The following is a 13,554-nucleotide window of genomic DNA, read 5'->3' as shown; positions in this document are numbered from 1 at the left end:
TCTAGTAAATCGAGGGCTCGCCGATCGGCGCGCCGAAATCGGTCTCGAGGAAGTCGAAATCGCAGCCGTCATTGGCCTGCTTGATGTGCTTGGTGAACATCCAGCCATAGCCGCGCTCGAAGCGGCGCTCGGGCTGCTTCCAGGCGGCGCGGCGCTTGTCGAGCTCGGCTTCCGACACATCGAGATTGATGGTGCGGGCGGCGACATCGAGCGTGATGCGGTCGCCGTTCCGCACCAGCGCCAGCGGTCCGCCGACATAGGATTCGGGGGCTACGTGCAGAATGCAGGCGCCGTAGCTGGTGCCGCTCATCCGCGCATCCGAGATGCGCACCATGTCGCGCACGCCCTGCTTCACGAGCTTGGTCGGGATCGGCAGCATGCCCCATTCCGGCATGCCCGGTCCGCCCTGCGGCCCCGCATTGCGCAAGATGAGAATGTGGTCTTCGGTGACGTCGAGATCGGGATCGTCGATCGCCTTCTTCATCGACGGATAATCGTCGAACACCAGCGCAGGCCCAGTGTGCTTGAGGAAGCGCGGCGCGCAGGCGCTCGGCTTGATGACGCAGCCGTCGGGCGCGAGATTGCCCTTGAGCACGGCGAGCGCGCCTTCCTTGTAGATGGGATTGTCGATCGAGCGGATCACGTCGTCATTGTGGACCTCGGCCTGCGCGATGTTCTCGCCGAGAGTCTTGCCGGTGACGGTGATGCAATCGAGATGCAGATGCGGCTTGATCTGTCCCATCAGCGCCGGCAGGCCGCCGGCATAGAAGAAGTCTTCCATCAGATAGGTATCACCGCTCGGCCGCACATTGGCGATGACAGGCACCTTGCGGCTCGCAATCTCGAAATCGTCGAGACCGATGTCGAGACCGGCGCGGCGAGCCTGCGCGATCAGATGGATGATCGCATTGGTCGAACAGCCCATCGCCATCGCCACTGCGATCGCGTTCTCGAACGCCTTGCGGGTCTGGATCGCCTTCGGCGTCAGATCTTCCCAGACCATCTCGACGATGCGGCGGCCGCATTCGGAGGCCATGCGGATGTGGTTGGCATCGGCGGCAGGAATCGAGGAGGCACCTGGAAGCGTCATGCCGATCGCCTCGGCAATCGCGGTCATGGTGGAAGCCGTGCCCATCGTCATGCAGGTGCCGTAGCTGCGCGCAATGCCAGCTTCGATGTCGAGCCAGTCCTTCTCGGAGATTTTTCCGGCGCGGCGCTCGTCCCAATATTTCCAGCCGTCCGAGCCCGAGCCGAGCGTCTTGCCCTTCCAATTGCCGCGCAACATCGGACCGGCCGGCAGATAGATCGCCGGGATGTTCATCGAGGTCGCGCCCAGCAGCAGCGCCGGAGTGGTCTTGTCGCAGCCGCCCATCAGCACCACGCCGTCGACGGGATGGCTGCGCAGCAGCTCCTCGGCGTCCATCGCCAGCAGATTGCGATAGAGCATCGTGGTCGGCTTGAGCAGCGATTCCGACAGCGACAGCGCCGGCAGCTCCAGCGGCAGACCGCCGGCCATCAGGATGCCGCGCTTGACGTCATCGACGCGCGACTTGAAATGCATGTGGCAAGGTTGCGCGTCCGACCAGGTGTTGAGGATCGCGATGATCGGGCGGTCCTTCCACTCCTCCGGCGCGTAGCCCATCTGCATGGTGCGGGAGCGATGGCCGAACGAGCGGAGATCGTCGGGTGCGAACCAGCGCGCGCTGCGGAGCTGGTCGGGCGTTAGTTTCTTCTTGGTCATGATTGGGTGCCCCATTTCTGCACGGTGTTCCGCTCGATGGCGCGGAAGATCAGGTTCTCGACAAAAAGCCCGATGATGATCACCGTCAAGAGGCCGGCGAAGACCGCAGGTATGTCGAGCAGGTTGCGGTTTTCGAAGATGAACCAGCCGAGCCCGCCCTGCCCCGACGACACGCCGAACACCAGCTCGGCCGCGATCAGCGTGCGCCAGGCGAAGGCCCAGCCGATCTTGAGGCCGGTGAGGATCGAGCCGAAGGCCGCGGGAATCAGTATCTTCGCCACATAGGGCAGCCCGCGCAGGCCGTAATTGCGGCCGACCATGCGCAACGTGTTGGACACGCTCTTGAAGCCGGAATGGGTGTTGAGCGCGACCGGCCACAGCACCGAATGGATCAGCACAAACACCAGACTGCCGTTGCCGAGACCGAACCAGATCAAAGCGAGCGGCAACAGCGCGATCGCCGGCAACGGATTGAACATCGCCGTGACCGTCTCGAGGAAATCGGTGCCGATACGGGTCGAGATCGCGAGCACGGTGAAGATCGCGGCCAGCACAATGCCGGCCGAATAGCCCATGAACAGCACTTTGAGCGAAGCCCAGACGCGCATCGGGATGGTGCCGTCCTTCACACGCTCGAACATCGTGATGACGGTGTCGTGCAGCGTCGGAAACAACAGGGGATTGTCGAGGGCGAGGCCGTAGGCCTCCCAGACCGCCGCGAGGAACAGGATAATGACGGCCTTGCGGACAAACCCATCGTTCCACAACAGCTCGACCACGCTCAGCTTGCGCTCGACTTCGGCTGCGCTGCCGGCGACCGGCGCCTCACGTAGCAGGATCCTGGCTTCGCCCATGTAAGGCTCCCTTAATGCGCCGTTGCTTCGGAGGCGAACAGGAGATCGTGAATCTCCTTCTCGAGCCGGCCGGCACTGCCATCGTCATTGGAGACCTTGTCGACGTCGACCACCTCGGCCTTGACGCGGCCGGGATGCGGCGACAGCAGCAGGATGCGGTTGCCGATGCGGATGGCCTCCGCAATCGAGTGGGTCACGAACAGCACGGTGAATTTGGTCTCGCTCCAGAGCTGGAGCAGCTCGTCCTGGCAGGTTCGCCGCGTCAGCGCGTCGAGCGCGGCGAACGGCTCGTCCATGAGCAGGATGTCCGGCTCCATCGCCATGCCGCGCGCGATCGCGACGCGCTGCTTCATGCCGCCGGACAGCGTGTGCGGATAAGCATCGACCACGCGTGTCAGGCCGACCTTCTCGATATAGGCCCGCGCCCGCGCTTCGGCGTCCTTCCGCGACAATTTTCGCGCGGTCAGCAGTGGAAACATCACGTTGGCCAGCACGCTCTTCCAGGGCAGCAGCTGGTCGAACTCCTGGAAGATCATCATGCGGTCGGCGCCGGGACCATGGATCTCGCGGTCGTTGATGGTCATGCGGCCTTCGCTCGGCGCCATGTAACCGCCGACGGCCTTGAGCAGGGTCGACTTGCCGCAGCCGGACGGCCCGAGCAGCACGAAGCGATCGGACCTGTCGACGGTGAAGCTCACCCTTTCGGTCGCGTTGACGACGGCGCTGGAGGTCTTGTAGCGCAGCGTCACGGAGCTGACGTCGAGCAGCGCCATCAGTTGCCCTTCAGGTCGTGGGCGACGGGGAGATAGTAATCGGTCCAGGCCTTGGGCTGAGTCTTCAGCGTGCCGGTCTTGAACAGATGGGCGGCGAATTTCATCGTGCCCTGCGGTTCGAGATTCCACTCCATCATGCCGGGCTCCTTCAGGAGTTCGAGCAGCTCTTCCACCGAGGTCTTGTCGCCGGTGATCTCCTTGTAGATCTCGACCGCCTGTTTGGTGTCGCTGCGGATCAGATCCTGCGCTTCCTTGGTCGCATCGCGCACGGCCTGGATGATCTTCGGGTTGGCATCGGCGAACTTCGTGGTGGTGAAGAACTGCGCCTGGCTGAGCGGCCCGCCCATCACGTCAGGCGACGACAGCACGACATGCGCACCCGGCACGTTCTTCAGCTCGAGGAAAGTGAACGGCGGAATCGAGAAATGGGTGTGCACCTCGTGCTTGGAATTGGACAGCGCCGCATAGGCGTCGGGATGGCCGAGCTGCACCGTGTTGACGTCCAGCTTCGACCATTGGTCGGCACCAAAGGCCTCGGCCGCGGCGATCTGAAGCACGATCGCCTGGGTCGAGACTTTGACGGTCGGCACCGCGATCTTGTCGCCGGGGCCGAAATCCCTAATCGACTTGATGTTGGCGTCACGGCTGATCAGCGTCATCGGCTGCGCCGAGGTCGCGACGATGCCCTTGACGCCGCCGCGAGTGCGGTCCCACAGCAGCAACAGATTGCCGGTGCCGGTGTTGAGGATGTCGACGCCGCCCGCGAGCAGCGCATCGGTCTGCGCGCCGCCGCCGGAGAAGGTGACCCATTTGGTGGTGACACCCGCTACCCCGAGCTGGGCTGCGTGCTTCTCGATCAGCTTCTGCTTTTCCATGATGTGGCTCGGCATGTAGAAAATGCCGGGCTGACGCGACAACGATATCTCGGATTTTTGCTGCGCCTTCGCGGGCGAGGCCGCCAGCGCCGTGGCGGCGATCACGGCGACGGCCGTGAGGCCACACTGCAATTGCTTGATCATTGTTGTTCGTTTCCTCTGGCCGCCATTGACGAGCGATCCCACTAATGCACTAATGTATTAGTGCATCAAGGGCAAGGTGGCCGGAGCTCTTCGCATGGAACCAGCCCACCCTGCGCCCCGCAGGATCACCCGCCCCGGCGCGCGGCTCGACCGGGCCCGGCAGGCCGCGCCGCAAGTGTTCGAGCGGCTGCGCAACGCCATTCTTGCGCTCGAACTGCCGCCGGGCTCGCCGCTGTCGCGCACGGATCTCGCCGCACAATTCGGCGTCAGCTCGACGCCGATCCGCGACGCCTTGATGCGGCTGGAGGAAGAAGGGCTGGTCGACGTGTTTCCGCAGCACGCCACCGTCGTCAGCCGGGTCGACGTCGGTCGGGCCGAGCAGGCCCATTTCCTGCGCCAGGCGCTGGAGCTCGAAATCGTCCGCCTGCTCGCGCAGCAGCACGGCGAAGCCCTGGTCATACGCCTCGACCACACGATCGCGCTGCAGCAGCAATTCGCCAAGGCCGGAGACTTCCAGAGCTTCATTGCGGGCGACAATGATTTTCATGCGCTGCTTTATGCCGCGGCCGGCAAGCAGGAGCTCTGGACGCTGGTGCGCAGCCGCAGCGGACATATCGACCGGCTGCGCCGGCTGCATCTGCCCTCACCCGGCAAGGCCCAGAACATCGTCCGCCACCACAAGCTGATCACGCGCGCGATCGAGGCCGGCGACGCCGATGCTGCGCAACAGCATCTGCGCAAGCACCTGTCGGGCACGTTGAGCGAGCTCGACACGATCCGAAGCCACTATCCGGAATATTTGACCGACTAGGCCCTATGGCGTGCGGTTGTCGCGAGCGCTTGTGCACGTCACCGTGCATAAGTTTGGCGCAACCGAGTTCGCCTTTTGCGAGCAATCGTCGGATCGATGGCGAAGTGCTTGCAGGCCGGATGCAATCCGCGCAACAATTTCAGAATTGATGGTTTGATTTGCGGTCGCTGGGAAAACCCATCCAGCCCGGAGGATACCAGACGTGGCCAACATCCTGATCGTGGATGACGACCCGGCCGTGCAGATGACAATCCGGCTGCTCCTGGAGAGGGCCGGTCATCATGTCACCGTCGCCGGAGACGGCCGCAAGGGACTTGCGCTGTTCGAAGCCGGCCAGTTCGACCTTCTGTTTCTCGACATCTTCATGCCCGGCATGGACGGCCTGGAGACGATGCGCCACGTCCGGGCGCTGCAGCCGGCGATTCCGATCGTCGTCATTTCCGGCCGTTCGTCCGCGCCGGATGCCCATGCGGAGCCGGACTTTCTCAAGATGGCGACCAAGCTCGGCGCGGTGGCGAGCTTGCAGAAGCCGTTCCGGGCCGACGCGCTGCTCGCCGCCGTCGCCGGCTGCCTGGACGCGGCGCGGACGGCGTCGGCGAGGAATCCGGATGTCAGCACCGGCCGCCGATGACAAGAACCTTCATTCTGTTCCAACCGAGCACGGGCGCGGCCATTCAGGAAGCGGTGCAAATTTCGCCATGACCCTCGCTACGCGGCTCGCGATCGCGATGATCCTGCTGGTGACGGTCACCGTGGCCGCGGTCGGCTGGCTCGGCTATCGCAACATCACCCAGGCCGTGATTCCGCGGGTCCTGGAACGGATCGAAGCCCAGTCGAGCCTGCTGGCCACCCATCTTGAATCTTATGTGGCCGGCGCTCGTGGCGATCTGCTCGGTTATCGCTCCGCCGCTGCCATCAATGGCATGATCCGCGCTCATATCGGTGGAGGCATCGACGCTGTCGACGGCGTTTCGGAGCAAACCTGGCGCGAGCGCATCGCCACGCGGTTCGCAGCCGAGATCGACGCGAAGCCGAGCTACGGGCAATTTCGAATCATCGGCCTTGACGACGACCAGCGCGAACTGGTCCGCGTCGATCGCGCCGGCCCGAACGGAGCAGCACGGATTGTCCCCAACGACGAACTGGAACGCAAGAGCGACCGAACCTACTTCCAGGAGACGATTCGATTGGCGCCGGGCGACATCTATGTTTCGCCCATCGATCTCGCCACCCGGCAGGGAGGAACCACGGACCCTCACATTCCCACGATGCGCGTCGCGACGCCGCTGTTCACGCCTGATGGCAAGCCGTTCGGCATCGTCATCGCCAATATCGACATGCGTCCCGCGCTCGACCGCATCCGCTCGACCGCGAGCGCAGGGGGAGAGATCTATGTCGTGAACTCGCGTGGCGACTATCTCGTCCATCCCGATCGCACGCGGGAATTCGGTGCATTGCATGGCAACGGCAACGATTGGCGTCGTGACTTTCCTTTCTTTGCAGCCCGGGCCGGCCTGCCGCAAGGTTCCACGCAGCTTACGAGCGACCAAGCGGGTCGGCCGAGTGGAGCGGCGATCGCACCGGCGCTGCTGGCCGGCAAGGAGTGGTTGGCTATCATCGAGACGGCCCCACCGTCGGTGTTCAGCCGCGTTCCGGCGGCCATTCAAAAAACCTCCTCGCTGGTCGGCCTGCTTGCTGTCCTTGCCGCAGCTTTGCTTGCGGTGCTGCTGGCGCGCTCATTGACATGGCCGATCGGGCGCCTGACTGCGGCGGTGGAGGCGATCGGCAGCGGACGGCACGCCGAGATTCCCGTCGATGCGAGCGGAGAGACGGGTGTGCTGGCGCGGGCCTTCGCTCAAATGGTCGAGGAAACGAGAGCGAAGACGGCCGCTCTTGAACGCGAGATCGAGGAGCATCGCCGCACCGAGGCCGCGCGAAGCCATCATGAAGCGCGCGAGCGCTTGTTCAGCGCCGCCGTCGAATCCTCCGACGACGCGATCGTGATGCAATCGCTCGACGCCATCATCACCGGCTGGAATGCCGCCGCCGAGCGCCTCTACGGCTACTCGGCGAATGAGGCGATTGGGAAATCCACCGCGATCATCGTCCCACCCGACCGACGCGAGCAAGGCAAGGACTATTTACGGCGGATCGCCGGAGGTGAACCGATCGAACGCTTCGAGACGGTGCGCCTGCGCAAGGATGGCACGCCGGTCGAGATCTCACTCAGCCTGTCGCCGATCAGGGGCCCATCGGGCGAGATCATCGGCGCCTCCGGCACCGCGCGCAGCCTGACCGAGGCGCGGCGGGCAGAGCGGGCGTTGCAGCAGCAGCTGGAGGAACGGCGACAGCTCTTCGACACCTCGCAGGATCTGATCATGGTGATGGACGCGCGCGGCCACATCGCGCAGATCAGTCCGAGCAGCGAGGCCATTCTCGGCTACCGGCCGGAGCAGATGATCGGCCGGAGCGGCGCCGATTTCATTCATCCGAGCCATCTCGACCGGTCCCGCGACGAGATGCGCGCGCTGCGGCGCGGCGAACGTCTCAAGCTCGCCGACACCCGCTGCTTCCACAAGAATGGCCACGAGGTCTGGCTGTCCTGGCTCGGCAGCTGGTCCGCCCAGGCCAAGCGCTACTTCTTCGTCGGGCGCGACATGACGGAGGCGAGGCTTGCACAGGAGTCCTTGCGGGAGAGCGAGCAACTTGCGCGCAACATCATCGAGACCTCGCTCGACGCGTTCACCCAGACAGACCACACCGGTGCCATCCTGAGCTGGAACTCGCAGGCCGAGAAGCTCTTCGGATGGACGCGTGAGGAGGCGATCGGCAAGAATGCGATTGAACTTTTTATCGCCCCCAGTGAGCGCGAAAGCGTCACGGCCAGACTGAAGCTCTTTCTCGACTCTGACCAACAATCGCCAGCCAATCCACGGCGCGAAGTTTTGGTGCGGCGGCGCGACGGCAAGGAATTTAAGGCCGAGCTCAGCGTCACGGCGCTCCGGCGACGCGAAGGTATCCTCTTGAATTCGTTCTACCGCGACCTGACCGACAAGATCGCGGCCGACGAGCGCATCCGCCATGCCGAGAAGATGGAGGCGGTCGGCCAGCTCACCGGCGGCGTGGCGCACGACTTCAACAACATCCTCACCGTCATCACCGGAACGATCGAGATCCTGGCCGACGCGGTGGCCGGGGAGCCGGAGCTCGCGGCGATCACGAAGATGATCGACGAGGCCGCCGGGCGTGGCGCCGAGCTGACTCAGCACCTGCTGGCGTTTGCGCGCAAGCAGCCGCTCCAGCCGCGCGAAATCGACGTCAACGCGCTGATCATCGACACCGCGAAACTGTTGCGGCCGACGCTGGGCGAGCAGATCCATATCGAATCGGTGTTCGAGGACGAGAACTGCGTCGCGACCGTCGATCCAAGCCAGCTCACCACCGCGATCCTCAACCTCGCACTCAATGCCCGCGACGCCATGCCCGGCGGCGGCAAGCTGATCGTGGAGACGGGCGCGGCCTATCTCGACGAGGCCTATGCCAGCGTCAACGACGTCCCGCCGGGACACTACGTGCTGATCGCCGTGAGCGACACCGGCAGCGGAATTCCCGCCAACATGTTGGCCAGGGTGTTCGACCCCTTCTTCACCTCGAAGGGACCGGGCAAGGGCACCGGACTCGGGCTTTCGATGGTCTACGGCTTCATCAAGCAGTCCGCGGGCCATATCAAGATCTACAGCGAGGAAGGCCACGGCACCACGATCAAGATGTACCTGCCGCCCGGCAAGACGCCGACGGTGGTCGGCGAGGGCGTGACGCCGGCGACCATCGAGGGCGGACACGAGACGATCCTGGTGGTCGAGGACGACCGGCTGGTGCGCGACTACGTGCTGGCGCAGCTGCATTCGCTCGGTTACGTCACCTTGCAGGCTGCGAACGCCGCGGAGGCGCTCGCCATCGTCGCCGCCGGAAAACCGTTCGACCTCCTGTTCACCGACGTCATCATGCCCGGCAAGATGAACGGACGGCAGCTCGCCGACGAACTGCAGAGAACGCGTCCAGATCTCAAGGTGCTCTACACGTCCGGCTATACCGAGAACGCGATCATCCATCACGGCCGGCTGGATTCGGGCGTTCTGCTGCTGGCGAAGCCCTATCGTAAATCGGATCTGGCACGGACCATCCGCAAGGCGCTGAGCAGTTGATGGTGCGTCGGGCTGGGTGAGAACCCGTAGCCCGGGTGAGGGAAGCGATACCCGGGAACACTACGAGCCAAGTCCCGGATGTCGCTTCGCTCATCCGGGCTACGAAATGTCACCCACGGAATTTACGACGCGCGCTGCGCCGCGGTCATCACGATCCGGATCAGATCGGCGGCATTGCGCGCACCGAGCTTCTTCATGATGTTGGCGCGGTGGTCCTCGATGGTGCGCGGGCTGATGCCGAGCGTGCGGCCGGCCTCCTTGTTGGAGGCGCCGGCGGCAAACTGCTCGAGCACCTCGCGCTCCCTGCGCGTCAACGGCTCGCGCCCGGGGAAATGCAGCGAGCCGAACTTCGGCGCCGCGTTCTCCGACTGCCTGCGTGCATAAGCACCGATCGCCTCGTCCAGCCGGCCGACGATCTCGCTGCCGCGGAACGGCTTCTCGATGAAGTCGAGCGCGCCGCTCTTGATGGCCCCTACCGCCATCGCGATATCGCCCTGTCCGGAGATCATGAAGATCGGTGCCGGATAGTCCTCGCCGTGCAGCTCATTGAGAATATCGAGGCCCGACTTGCCGGGAATGTGCACGTCGAGCAGGACCGCTGCAGGTGTGCGGTTTCGCGCGACGGAGAGCAATGCTGCGCCGTCCGCAAAACAGATCACCTCATAGCCCGCCGCCTTCAACACCATCGACAAGGTGTCGCGAACGGCAGCGTCGTCGTCGACCACGAAGATTTCACCGCGAGAGCTTTGTTCGGCCATGTGCCACACATCCGGTTGGCATGAAGGATTCGCGTCCGCCCCAACCGTTATGGCGTTCGGCGCGGATTCGGCCCACCGTATTTGTACGGGACATGGACTTAACGCACAAGTAGCGGCAGGGCGCCTAATTGCGGAGGACGGAGAATATCCATGCTAAATTTGGCCGCTACGCCGCCCCTCGTCGCAATGCCCGAAGTCGATAGCCGTGAGCTGATTGCGGCTGACCTTCGCAAGCTGATCTCGCAGATCGAGACCAGCATGGGCCGGACGGCCACAACCATGGATCAAGAACACGGGAGCGGTCCGGAAGGTTCCGCCGACGTCTTCGTACTCGACGATGTCACACTCCGGTATGCCACGGCGATCGCCGCTCTCGACGCCTGCCGGGCCGGCCTTGGCCACGCCCTGGAATGCCTGTGGGAAGCCGGCCGCACGGTGTAAATCGCGATCGCTGCGACGCGGCGACCGCATTGTTTCATCGCATGGCCGGCCCGCGGCTCAGGCGCGGTGCCGCTCCACGATCGCGTCGGTGGCGACGCCACCCCAGGTGTGGATCGCCGGCAGGCCCATCGCGGTCTTGCCGAGATTGGCGAGGCTGATGCGCAAAGCGGCCAGATCCAGCGGCTTGGGCAGGCTCTGGAGCTCGATCCCGACGGAACGGGCGAAGCTGCGGGCGGCGCTGCGGCGCTTGCCGTCCATGCCGCTGACGACGATCACGGCGCCGCCAAATTTCGCCTTCGCCATCTCGCCCAGCACGTCGATGCCGTCGCCATCCTCCAGCACGAGATCAAGTGTCACGCAATCGAAGCGCGCCGTGCGGAGTTTTTCGATCGCTTCGGCCACGGACGGCGCCACGGTGACTTCGTGGCCGGCCTGCTTGGCCGCGACCGTGATCAGGCTGCGCTGCGTGGCGTCGTCGTCGACCACCAGAAGCTGAAGCGCGCGCCGCTCGGCGCTGTGGGGCAGGTTTGACGGGAGAGGTGAGAAAGAGCTTCTGGGCATTACGGTATCCTGAGATTGAGACCGGCAATGGATACACGGTTCGCGCTTAGGCGACGTAAAGCCGCGGCGGCAAATTCAGTCGGATGTTTCAGCAAATGTGAACCAACATCGCGGAAAACGGCGACGAGACGCACGTGAAGATCACGCCGCCTCGTCACGGCCACCGGCCGCGCCGCGCTTCTTCCGGTTCTTGCCACGCAGGAATTGGATGTCCATTTCGACGCCGTTGACGCGCACCAGTTCGCAGCGGCGGTAGGCGAGGCCGGTGGACGACAGCAGCAGGAAGAACTCTTTGAGGTTCAGGCCCTGAATCGAGCCTTCCACCGTCAGGATGGCGTCGGTGTCGGAGATCGCGTTGAGCTTGCAGTCGCGGCGCCAAGTGCCGTCGATGGCCATGATGCAGACATCATAGCCGCGACTGAACGTCACGCGTTCCGCGCCCTTGCCATCCTCGGCCATGCCTATCGTCCTGCCATGACCGCTACGCGCGGCGCTGCGCCGGCAAGAGCCGGCTTGGCGGCCGCGGCACGCGCGTCGTTCGGCTTGTAGAGACCGCGCCGCTCCGGAATCGGCCTGAACGTATCGGTCAGTCCGACCACCGTTTCGGCCGCGCCCAGCACCAGGAAACCGTCTCCCTCGATCTGGCGAGCCAGGCGGTTGAAGATGTTGATCTTCGTGTCCTGGTCGAAATAGATCAGCACGTTGCGGCAGAAGATGACGTCGAAGGTGCCGAGCTGAGCGAAATCGTGCAGCAGATTGAGCTGCCGGTGCTGGATCATCGCCCGCAACTCGGGATTGATCTGCCAGGTCTCGCCGGTCTGCTTGAAATATTTCATCAGCATCTGGATCGGCAGGCCGCGCTGCACTTCGAACTGGCTGTAGATGCCGGCCTTGGCCTTCTCGAGCACCTCCTGCGACAGGTCGGTGGCGATGATCTCGACGCGCCAGCCGGTCAGGGCCGCACCCATCTCCTTCAGGCTCATCGCCAGCGAATAGGGCTCCTGCCCGGTCGAGCCGGCGGCGCACCAGATGCGCACGCTGCGGCGGCCGGCGCGGGCCTTGATGATCTCCGGCATGATGGTGTCTCGGAAATGATCGAACGGGACCTTGTCGCGAAAGAAGAAGGTCTCGTTGGTGGTCATCGCCTCGACCACGCTGGTGACGAGCGCGCCCGAGCCAGCGCCTTGCAGCTTCTGCACGAGCTCGCCGATACCGGAGATCCCAGCCTTGCGCGCCAGCGGCAACAGCCGGCTTTCAATCAGATATTGCTTGTCTGCGGACAGATCGAGCCCGGAATGATCCCTCAGGAACTTACGCAGATACTCATATTCGGTCGGGGTCACGGATGGGCCTCTCGGAAGCTGTACTGGGAACACTCTGGCCGGAACACTCCGCCAGACACTCAGACCATGGCTTGTCCGACCGGGATCAAGCCGACTTCAGCAAATTTGTCGGCGATGATGTCCTTGTCGAAGGGCTTCATGATGTACTCGTTGGCGCCGCCGCTGAGCGCCTGAGCGATATGAGCCACGTTGTTTTCAGTGGTGCAGAACACGACCTTGGGCTGGTCGCCGCCCGGCAGGCGGCGCATGTGGCCCATGAACTCGAAGCCGTCCATCACCGGCATATTCCAGTCCAGCAGCACAGCGTCGGGCAGCTTGTGCTGACAGACCTCGAGCGCCTTGGAGCCGTCCTCGGCCTCCGTGACTTCGAATTCCAGGCCTTCCAGGATCCGGCGTGCGATCTTGCGCACGACGCTGGAATCATCGACCACCAAACACGTCTTCATCTTGGTTCTCCGGCTTCGATGTTTTCGGGGCTCACGCAGCCATTTGCACTTCGGTTTTGAGCTCGAGGACGCGATCGACGTCGAGGACGACCATGAGCTGGCCGTCGAGGCGGTGGACACCGCCGGCGAGCTTGGCCATGCGGGGGTCGAGATTGACGGGGTTTTCTTCCATGCCGTCCTCGGCGAGCCGCAGCACTTCGCCGATCTGGTCGATCAGGAGGCCGTAGGATTCACCGCGCAGATCGACACCGACCGCCATCGGGATCTTGCCGTCCTCGGGCTTGGGCAGGCCGAGCCGGGCGCGCATGTCGACCACGGTGACGATGCGGCCGCGCAGGTTCAGCACGCCCGCGATCTCGCGCGAGGACAGCGGCACGCGGGTGACGCGCTCGGGCATGAACACGTCCTGGACGCGGGAGATCGGCAGGCCGAACAGCTGGCCACCGATCATCGCGGTGACGTATTCGACCATGGCGCCTTCGCCGGACTGGGTCTTCTTGGTCATGTTGCGTATCTCCTGATCCCGCTGGTTACGCTGCTGCGCGGCTCAGCTCGGAGGCGCCGGCGGCGCCCGCGGTCTGTTCCTTCAGCGCCGCGATCAG

At 64.2% G+C, this 13,554-nt stretch carries 14 protein-coding genes; 4 read left to right on the top strand and 10 right to left on the bottom strand.

From position 1 onward, the window contains the following. Window position 1 precedes the first annotated feature (1 nt). Genes araD through ABIB80_RS04895 form a run of 4 tightly spaced genes read right to left on the bottom strand, consistent with a single transcriptional unit; the run spans window position 2 to window position 4,387 of the window. Complete coding sequence (gene araD, locus ABIB80_RS04910) at window positions 2–1,741, bottom strand: L-arabinonate dehydratase (RefSeq protein ID WP_007598974.1); 1,740 nt, start codon at window positions 1,739–1,741, stop codon at window positions 2–4. Then, window positions 1,738–2,595 carry an ABC transporter permease gene (locus ABIB80_RS04905; RefSeq protein WP_007598972.1) on the bottom strand — a complete coding sequence of 286 codons (858 nt, stop codon included), beginning with the start codon at window positions 2,593–2,595 and terminating at the stop codon, window positions 1,738–1,740. The genes araD and ABIB80_RS04905 overlap by 4 nt, the downstream gene beginning before the upstream one ends. A gap of 11 nt (window positions 2,596–2,606) precedes the next feature. Beyond that, window positions 2,607–3,368: an ABC transporter ATP-binding protein gene (locus ABIB80_RS04900; RefSeq protein ID WP_354127116.1), complete on the bottom strand. Its 762-nt coding sequence runs from the start codon at window positions 3,366–3,368 to the stop codon at window positions 2,607–2,609. Beyond that, on the bottom strand, window positions 3,368–4,387 hold the full coding sequence (locus tag ABIB80_RS04895; RefSeq protein ID WP_007598968.1) for an ABC transporter substrate-binding protein: 1,020 nt from the start codon (window positions 4,385–4,387) through the stop codon (window positions 3,368–3,370). Before ABIB80_RS04895 ends, ABIB80_RS04900 begins: the two co-directional genes overlap by 1 nt. 94 nt (window positions 4,388–4,481) lie before the next feature. Between ABIB80_RS04895 and ABIB80_RS04890 the strand changes: the two genes are divergently transcribed. The 3 genes from ABIB80_RS04890 to ABIB80_RS04880 all read left to right on the top strand — a co-directional run bounded on the left by ABIB80_RS04890 (window position 4,482) and on the right by ABIB80_RS04880 (window position 9,403). Then, entirely contained in the window at window positions 4,482–5,198 is a 717-nt protein-coding gene (locus ABIB80_RS04890) for a GntR family transcriptional regulator (RefSeq protein WP_007598966.1), read from the top strand. 202 nt (window positions 5,199–5,400) lie between these two features. Beyond that, the gene (locus ABIB80_RS04885) at window positions 5,401–5,829 is read left to right on the top strand and encodes a response regulator (protein ID WP_007598964.1); all 429 of its coding nucleotides are present in this window, start codon (window positions 5,401–5,403) and stop codon (window positions 5,827–5,829) included. Next, window positions 5,807–9,403 (top strand): PAS domain S-box protein, encoded by a 3,597-nt coding sequence (locus ABIB80_RS04880; protein ID WP_007598962.1) that lies wholly within the window; start codon window positions 5,807–5,809, stop codon window positions 9,401–9,403. Before ABIB80_RS04885 ends, ABIB80_RS04880 begins: the two co-directional genes overlap by 23 nt. A 122-nt stretch (window positions 9,404–9,525) precedes the next feature. Here ABIB80_RS04880 and ABIB80_RS04875 read toward each other — a convergent pair whose 3' ends face one another. Then, window positions 9,526–10,161: a response regulator transcription factor gene (locus ABIB80_RS04875; protein WP_007598960.1), complete on the bottom strand. Its 636-nt coding sequence runs from the start codon at window positions 10,159–10,161 to the stop codon at window positions 9,526–9,528. A gap of 150 nt (window positions 10,162–10,311) precedes the next feature. Here ABIB80_RS04875 and ABIB80_RS04870 point away from each other — a divergent pair, with 150 nt between their 5' ends. Then, the gene (locus tag ABIB80_RS04870) at window positions 10,312–10,602 is read left to right on the top strand and encodes a hypothetical protein (RefSeq protein ID WP_007598959.1); all 291 of its coding nucleotides are present in this window, start codon (window positions 10,312–10,314) and stop codon (window positions 10,600–10,602) included. Window positions 10,603–10,659: 57 nt separating this feature from the next. Here the strand turns inward: ABIB80_RS04870 and ABIB80_RS04865 are convergent, their stop codons facing one another. The 5 genes from ABIB80_RS04865 to ABIB80_RS04845 form a co-directional block, all read right to left on the bottom strand. After that, the gene (locus tag ABIB80_RS04865) at window positions 10,660–11,163 is read right to left on the bottom strand and encodes a response regulator (protein ID WP_007598958.1); all 504 of its coding nucleotides are present in this window, start codon (window positions 11,161–11,163) and stop codon (window positions 10,660–10,662) included. A gap of 141 nt (window positions 11,164–11,304) precedes the next feature. Beyond that, the gene (locus ABIB80_RS04860) at window positions 11,305–11,622 is read right to left on the bottom strand and encodes a hypothetical protein (protein ID WP_007598957.1); all 318 of its coding nucleotides are present in this window, start codon (window positions 11,620–11,622) and stop codon (window positions 11,305–11,307) included. 2 nt (window positions 11,623–11,624) lie between these two features. Continuing rightward, complete coding sequence (locus ABIB80_RS04855) at window positions 11,625–12,506, bottom strand: CheR family methyltransferase (protein ID WP_007598956.1); 882 nt, start codon at window positions 12,504–12,506, stop codon at window positions 11,625–11,627. A gap of 59 nt (window positions 12,507–12,565) precedes the next feature. Next, a complete protein-coding gene (locus tag ABIB80_RS04850) occupies window positions 12,566–12,952 on the bottom strand; it encodes a response regulator (RefSeq protein WP_007598955.1) in 387 nt (128 codons plus the stop codon). A gap of 31 nt (window positions 12,953–12,983) precedes the next feature. Further along, the gene (locus tag ABIB80_RS04845; RefSeq protein ID WP_007598954.1) at window positions 12,984–13,457 is read right to left on the bottom strand and encodes a chemotaxis protein CheW; all 474 of its coding nucleotides are present in this window, start codon (window positions 13,455–13,457) and stop codon (window positions 12,984–12,986) included. Between the last annotated feature and the right edge of the window lie 97 nt (window positions 13,458–13,554).

This window comes from Bradyrhizobium sp. i1.15.2, from assembly GCF_040548425.1.
Classification (GTDB): domain Bacteria; phylum Pseudomonadota; class Alphaproteobacteria; order Rhizobiales; family Xanthobacteraceae; genus Bradyrhizobium; species Bradyrhizobium canariense.
Note: the sequence above shows the minus strand (reverse complement) of the source record. Positions and strands in the feature narration are given on the sequence as shown.

Coding starts and splice junctions, on each gene's coding strand:
- ABIB80_RS04845 (WP_007598954.1), bottom strand. CDS start 13,457: ATGACCAAGAAGACCCAGTCCGGCGAAGGCGCCATGGTCGAATACGTC.
- ABIB80_RS04850 (WP_007598955.1), bottom strand. CDS start 12,952: ATGAAGACGTGTTTGGTGGTCGATGATTCCAGCGTCGTGCGCAAGATC.
- ABIB80_RS04900 (WP_354127116.1), bottom strand. CDS start 3,368: ATGGCGCTGCTCGACGTCAGCTCCGTGACGCTGCGCTACAAGACCTCC.
- ABIB80_RS04890 (WP_007598966.1), top strand. CDS start 4,482: ATGGAACCAGCCCACCCTGCGCCCCGCAGGATCACCCGCCCCGGCGCG.
- ABIB80_RS04905 (WP_007598972.1), bottom strand. CDS start 2,595: ATGGGCGAAGCCAGGATCCTGCTACGTGAGGCGCCGGTCGCCGGCAGC.
- ABIB80_RS04880 (WP_007598962.1), top strand. CDS start 5,807: ATGTCAGCACCGGCCGCCGATGACAAGAACCTTCATTCTGTTCCAACC.
- ABIB80_RS04875 (WP_007598960.1), bottom strand. CDS start 10,161: ATGGCCGAACAAAGCTCTCGCGGTGAAATCTTCGTGGTCGACGACGAC.
- araD (WP_007598974.1), bottom strand. CDS start 1,741: ATGACCAAGAAGAAACTAACGCCCGACCAGCTCCGCAGCGCGCGCTGG.
- ABIB80_RS04865 (WP_007598958.1), bottom strand. CDS start 11,163: ATGCCCAGAAGCTCTTTCTCACCTCTCCCGTCAAACCTGCCCCACAGC.
- ABIB80_RS04860 (WP_007598957.1), bottom strand. CDS start 11,622: ATGGCCGAGGATGGCAAGGGCGCGGAACGCGTGACGTTCAGTCGCGGC.
- ABIB80_RS04895 (WP_007598968.1), bottom strand. CDS start 4,387: ATGATCAAGCAATTGCAGTGTGGCCTCACGGCCGTCGCCGTGATCGCC.
- ABIB80_RS04870 (WP_007598959.1), top strand. CDS start 10,312: ATGCTAAATTTGGCCGCTACGCCGCCCCTCGTCGCAATGCCCGAAGTC.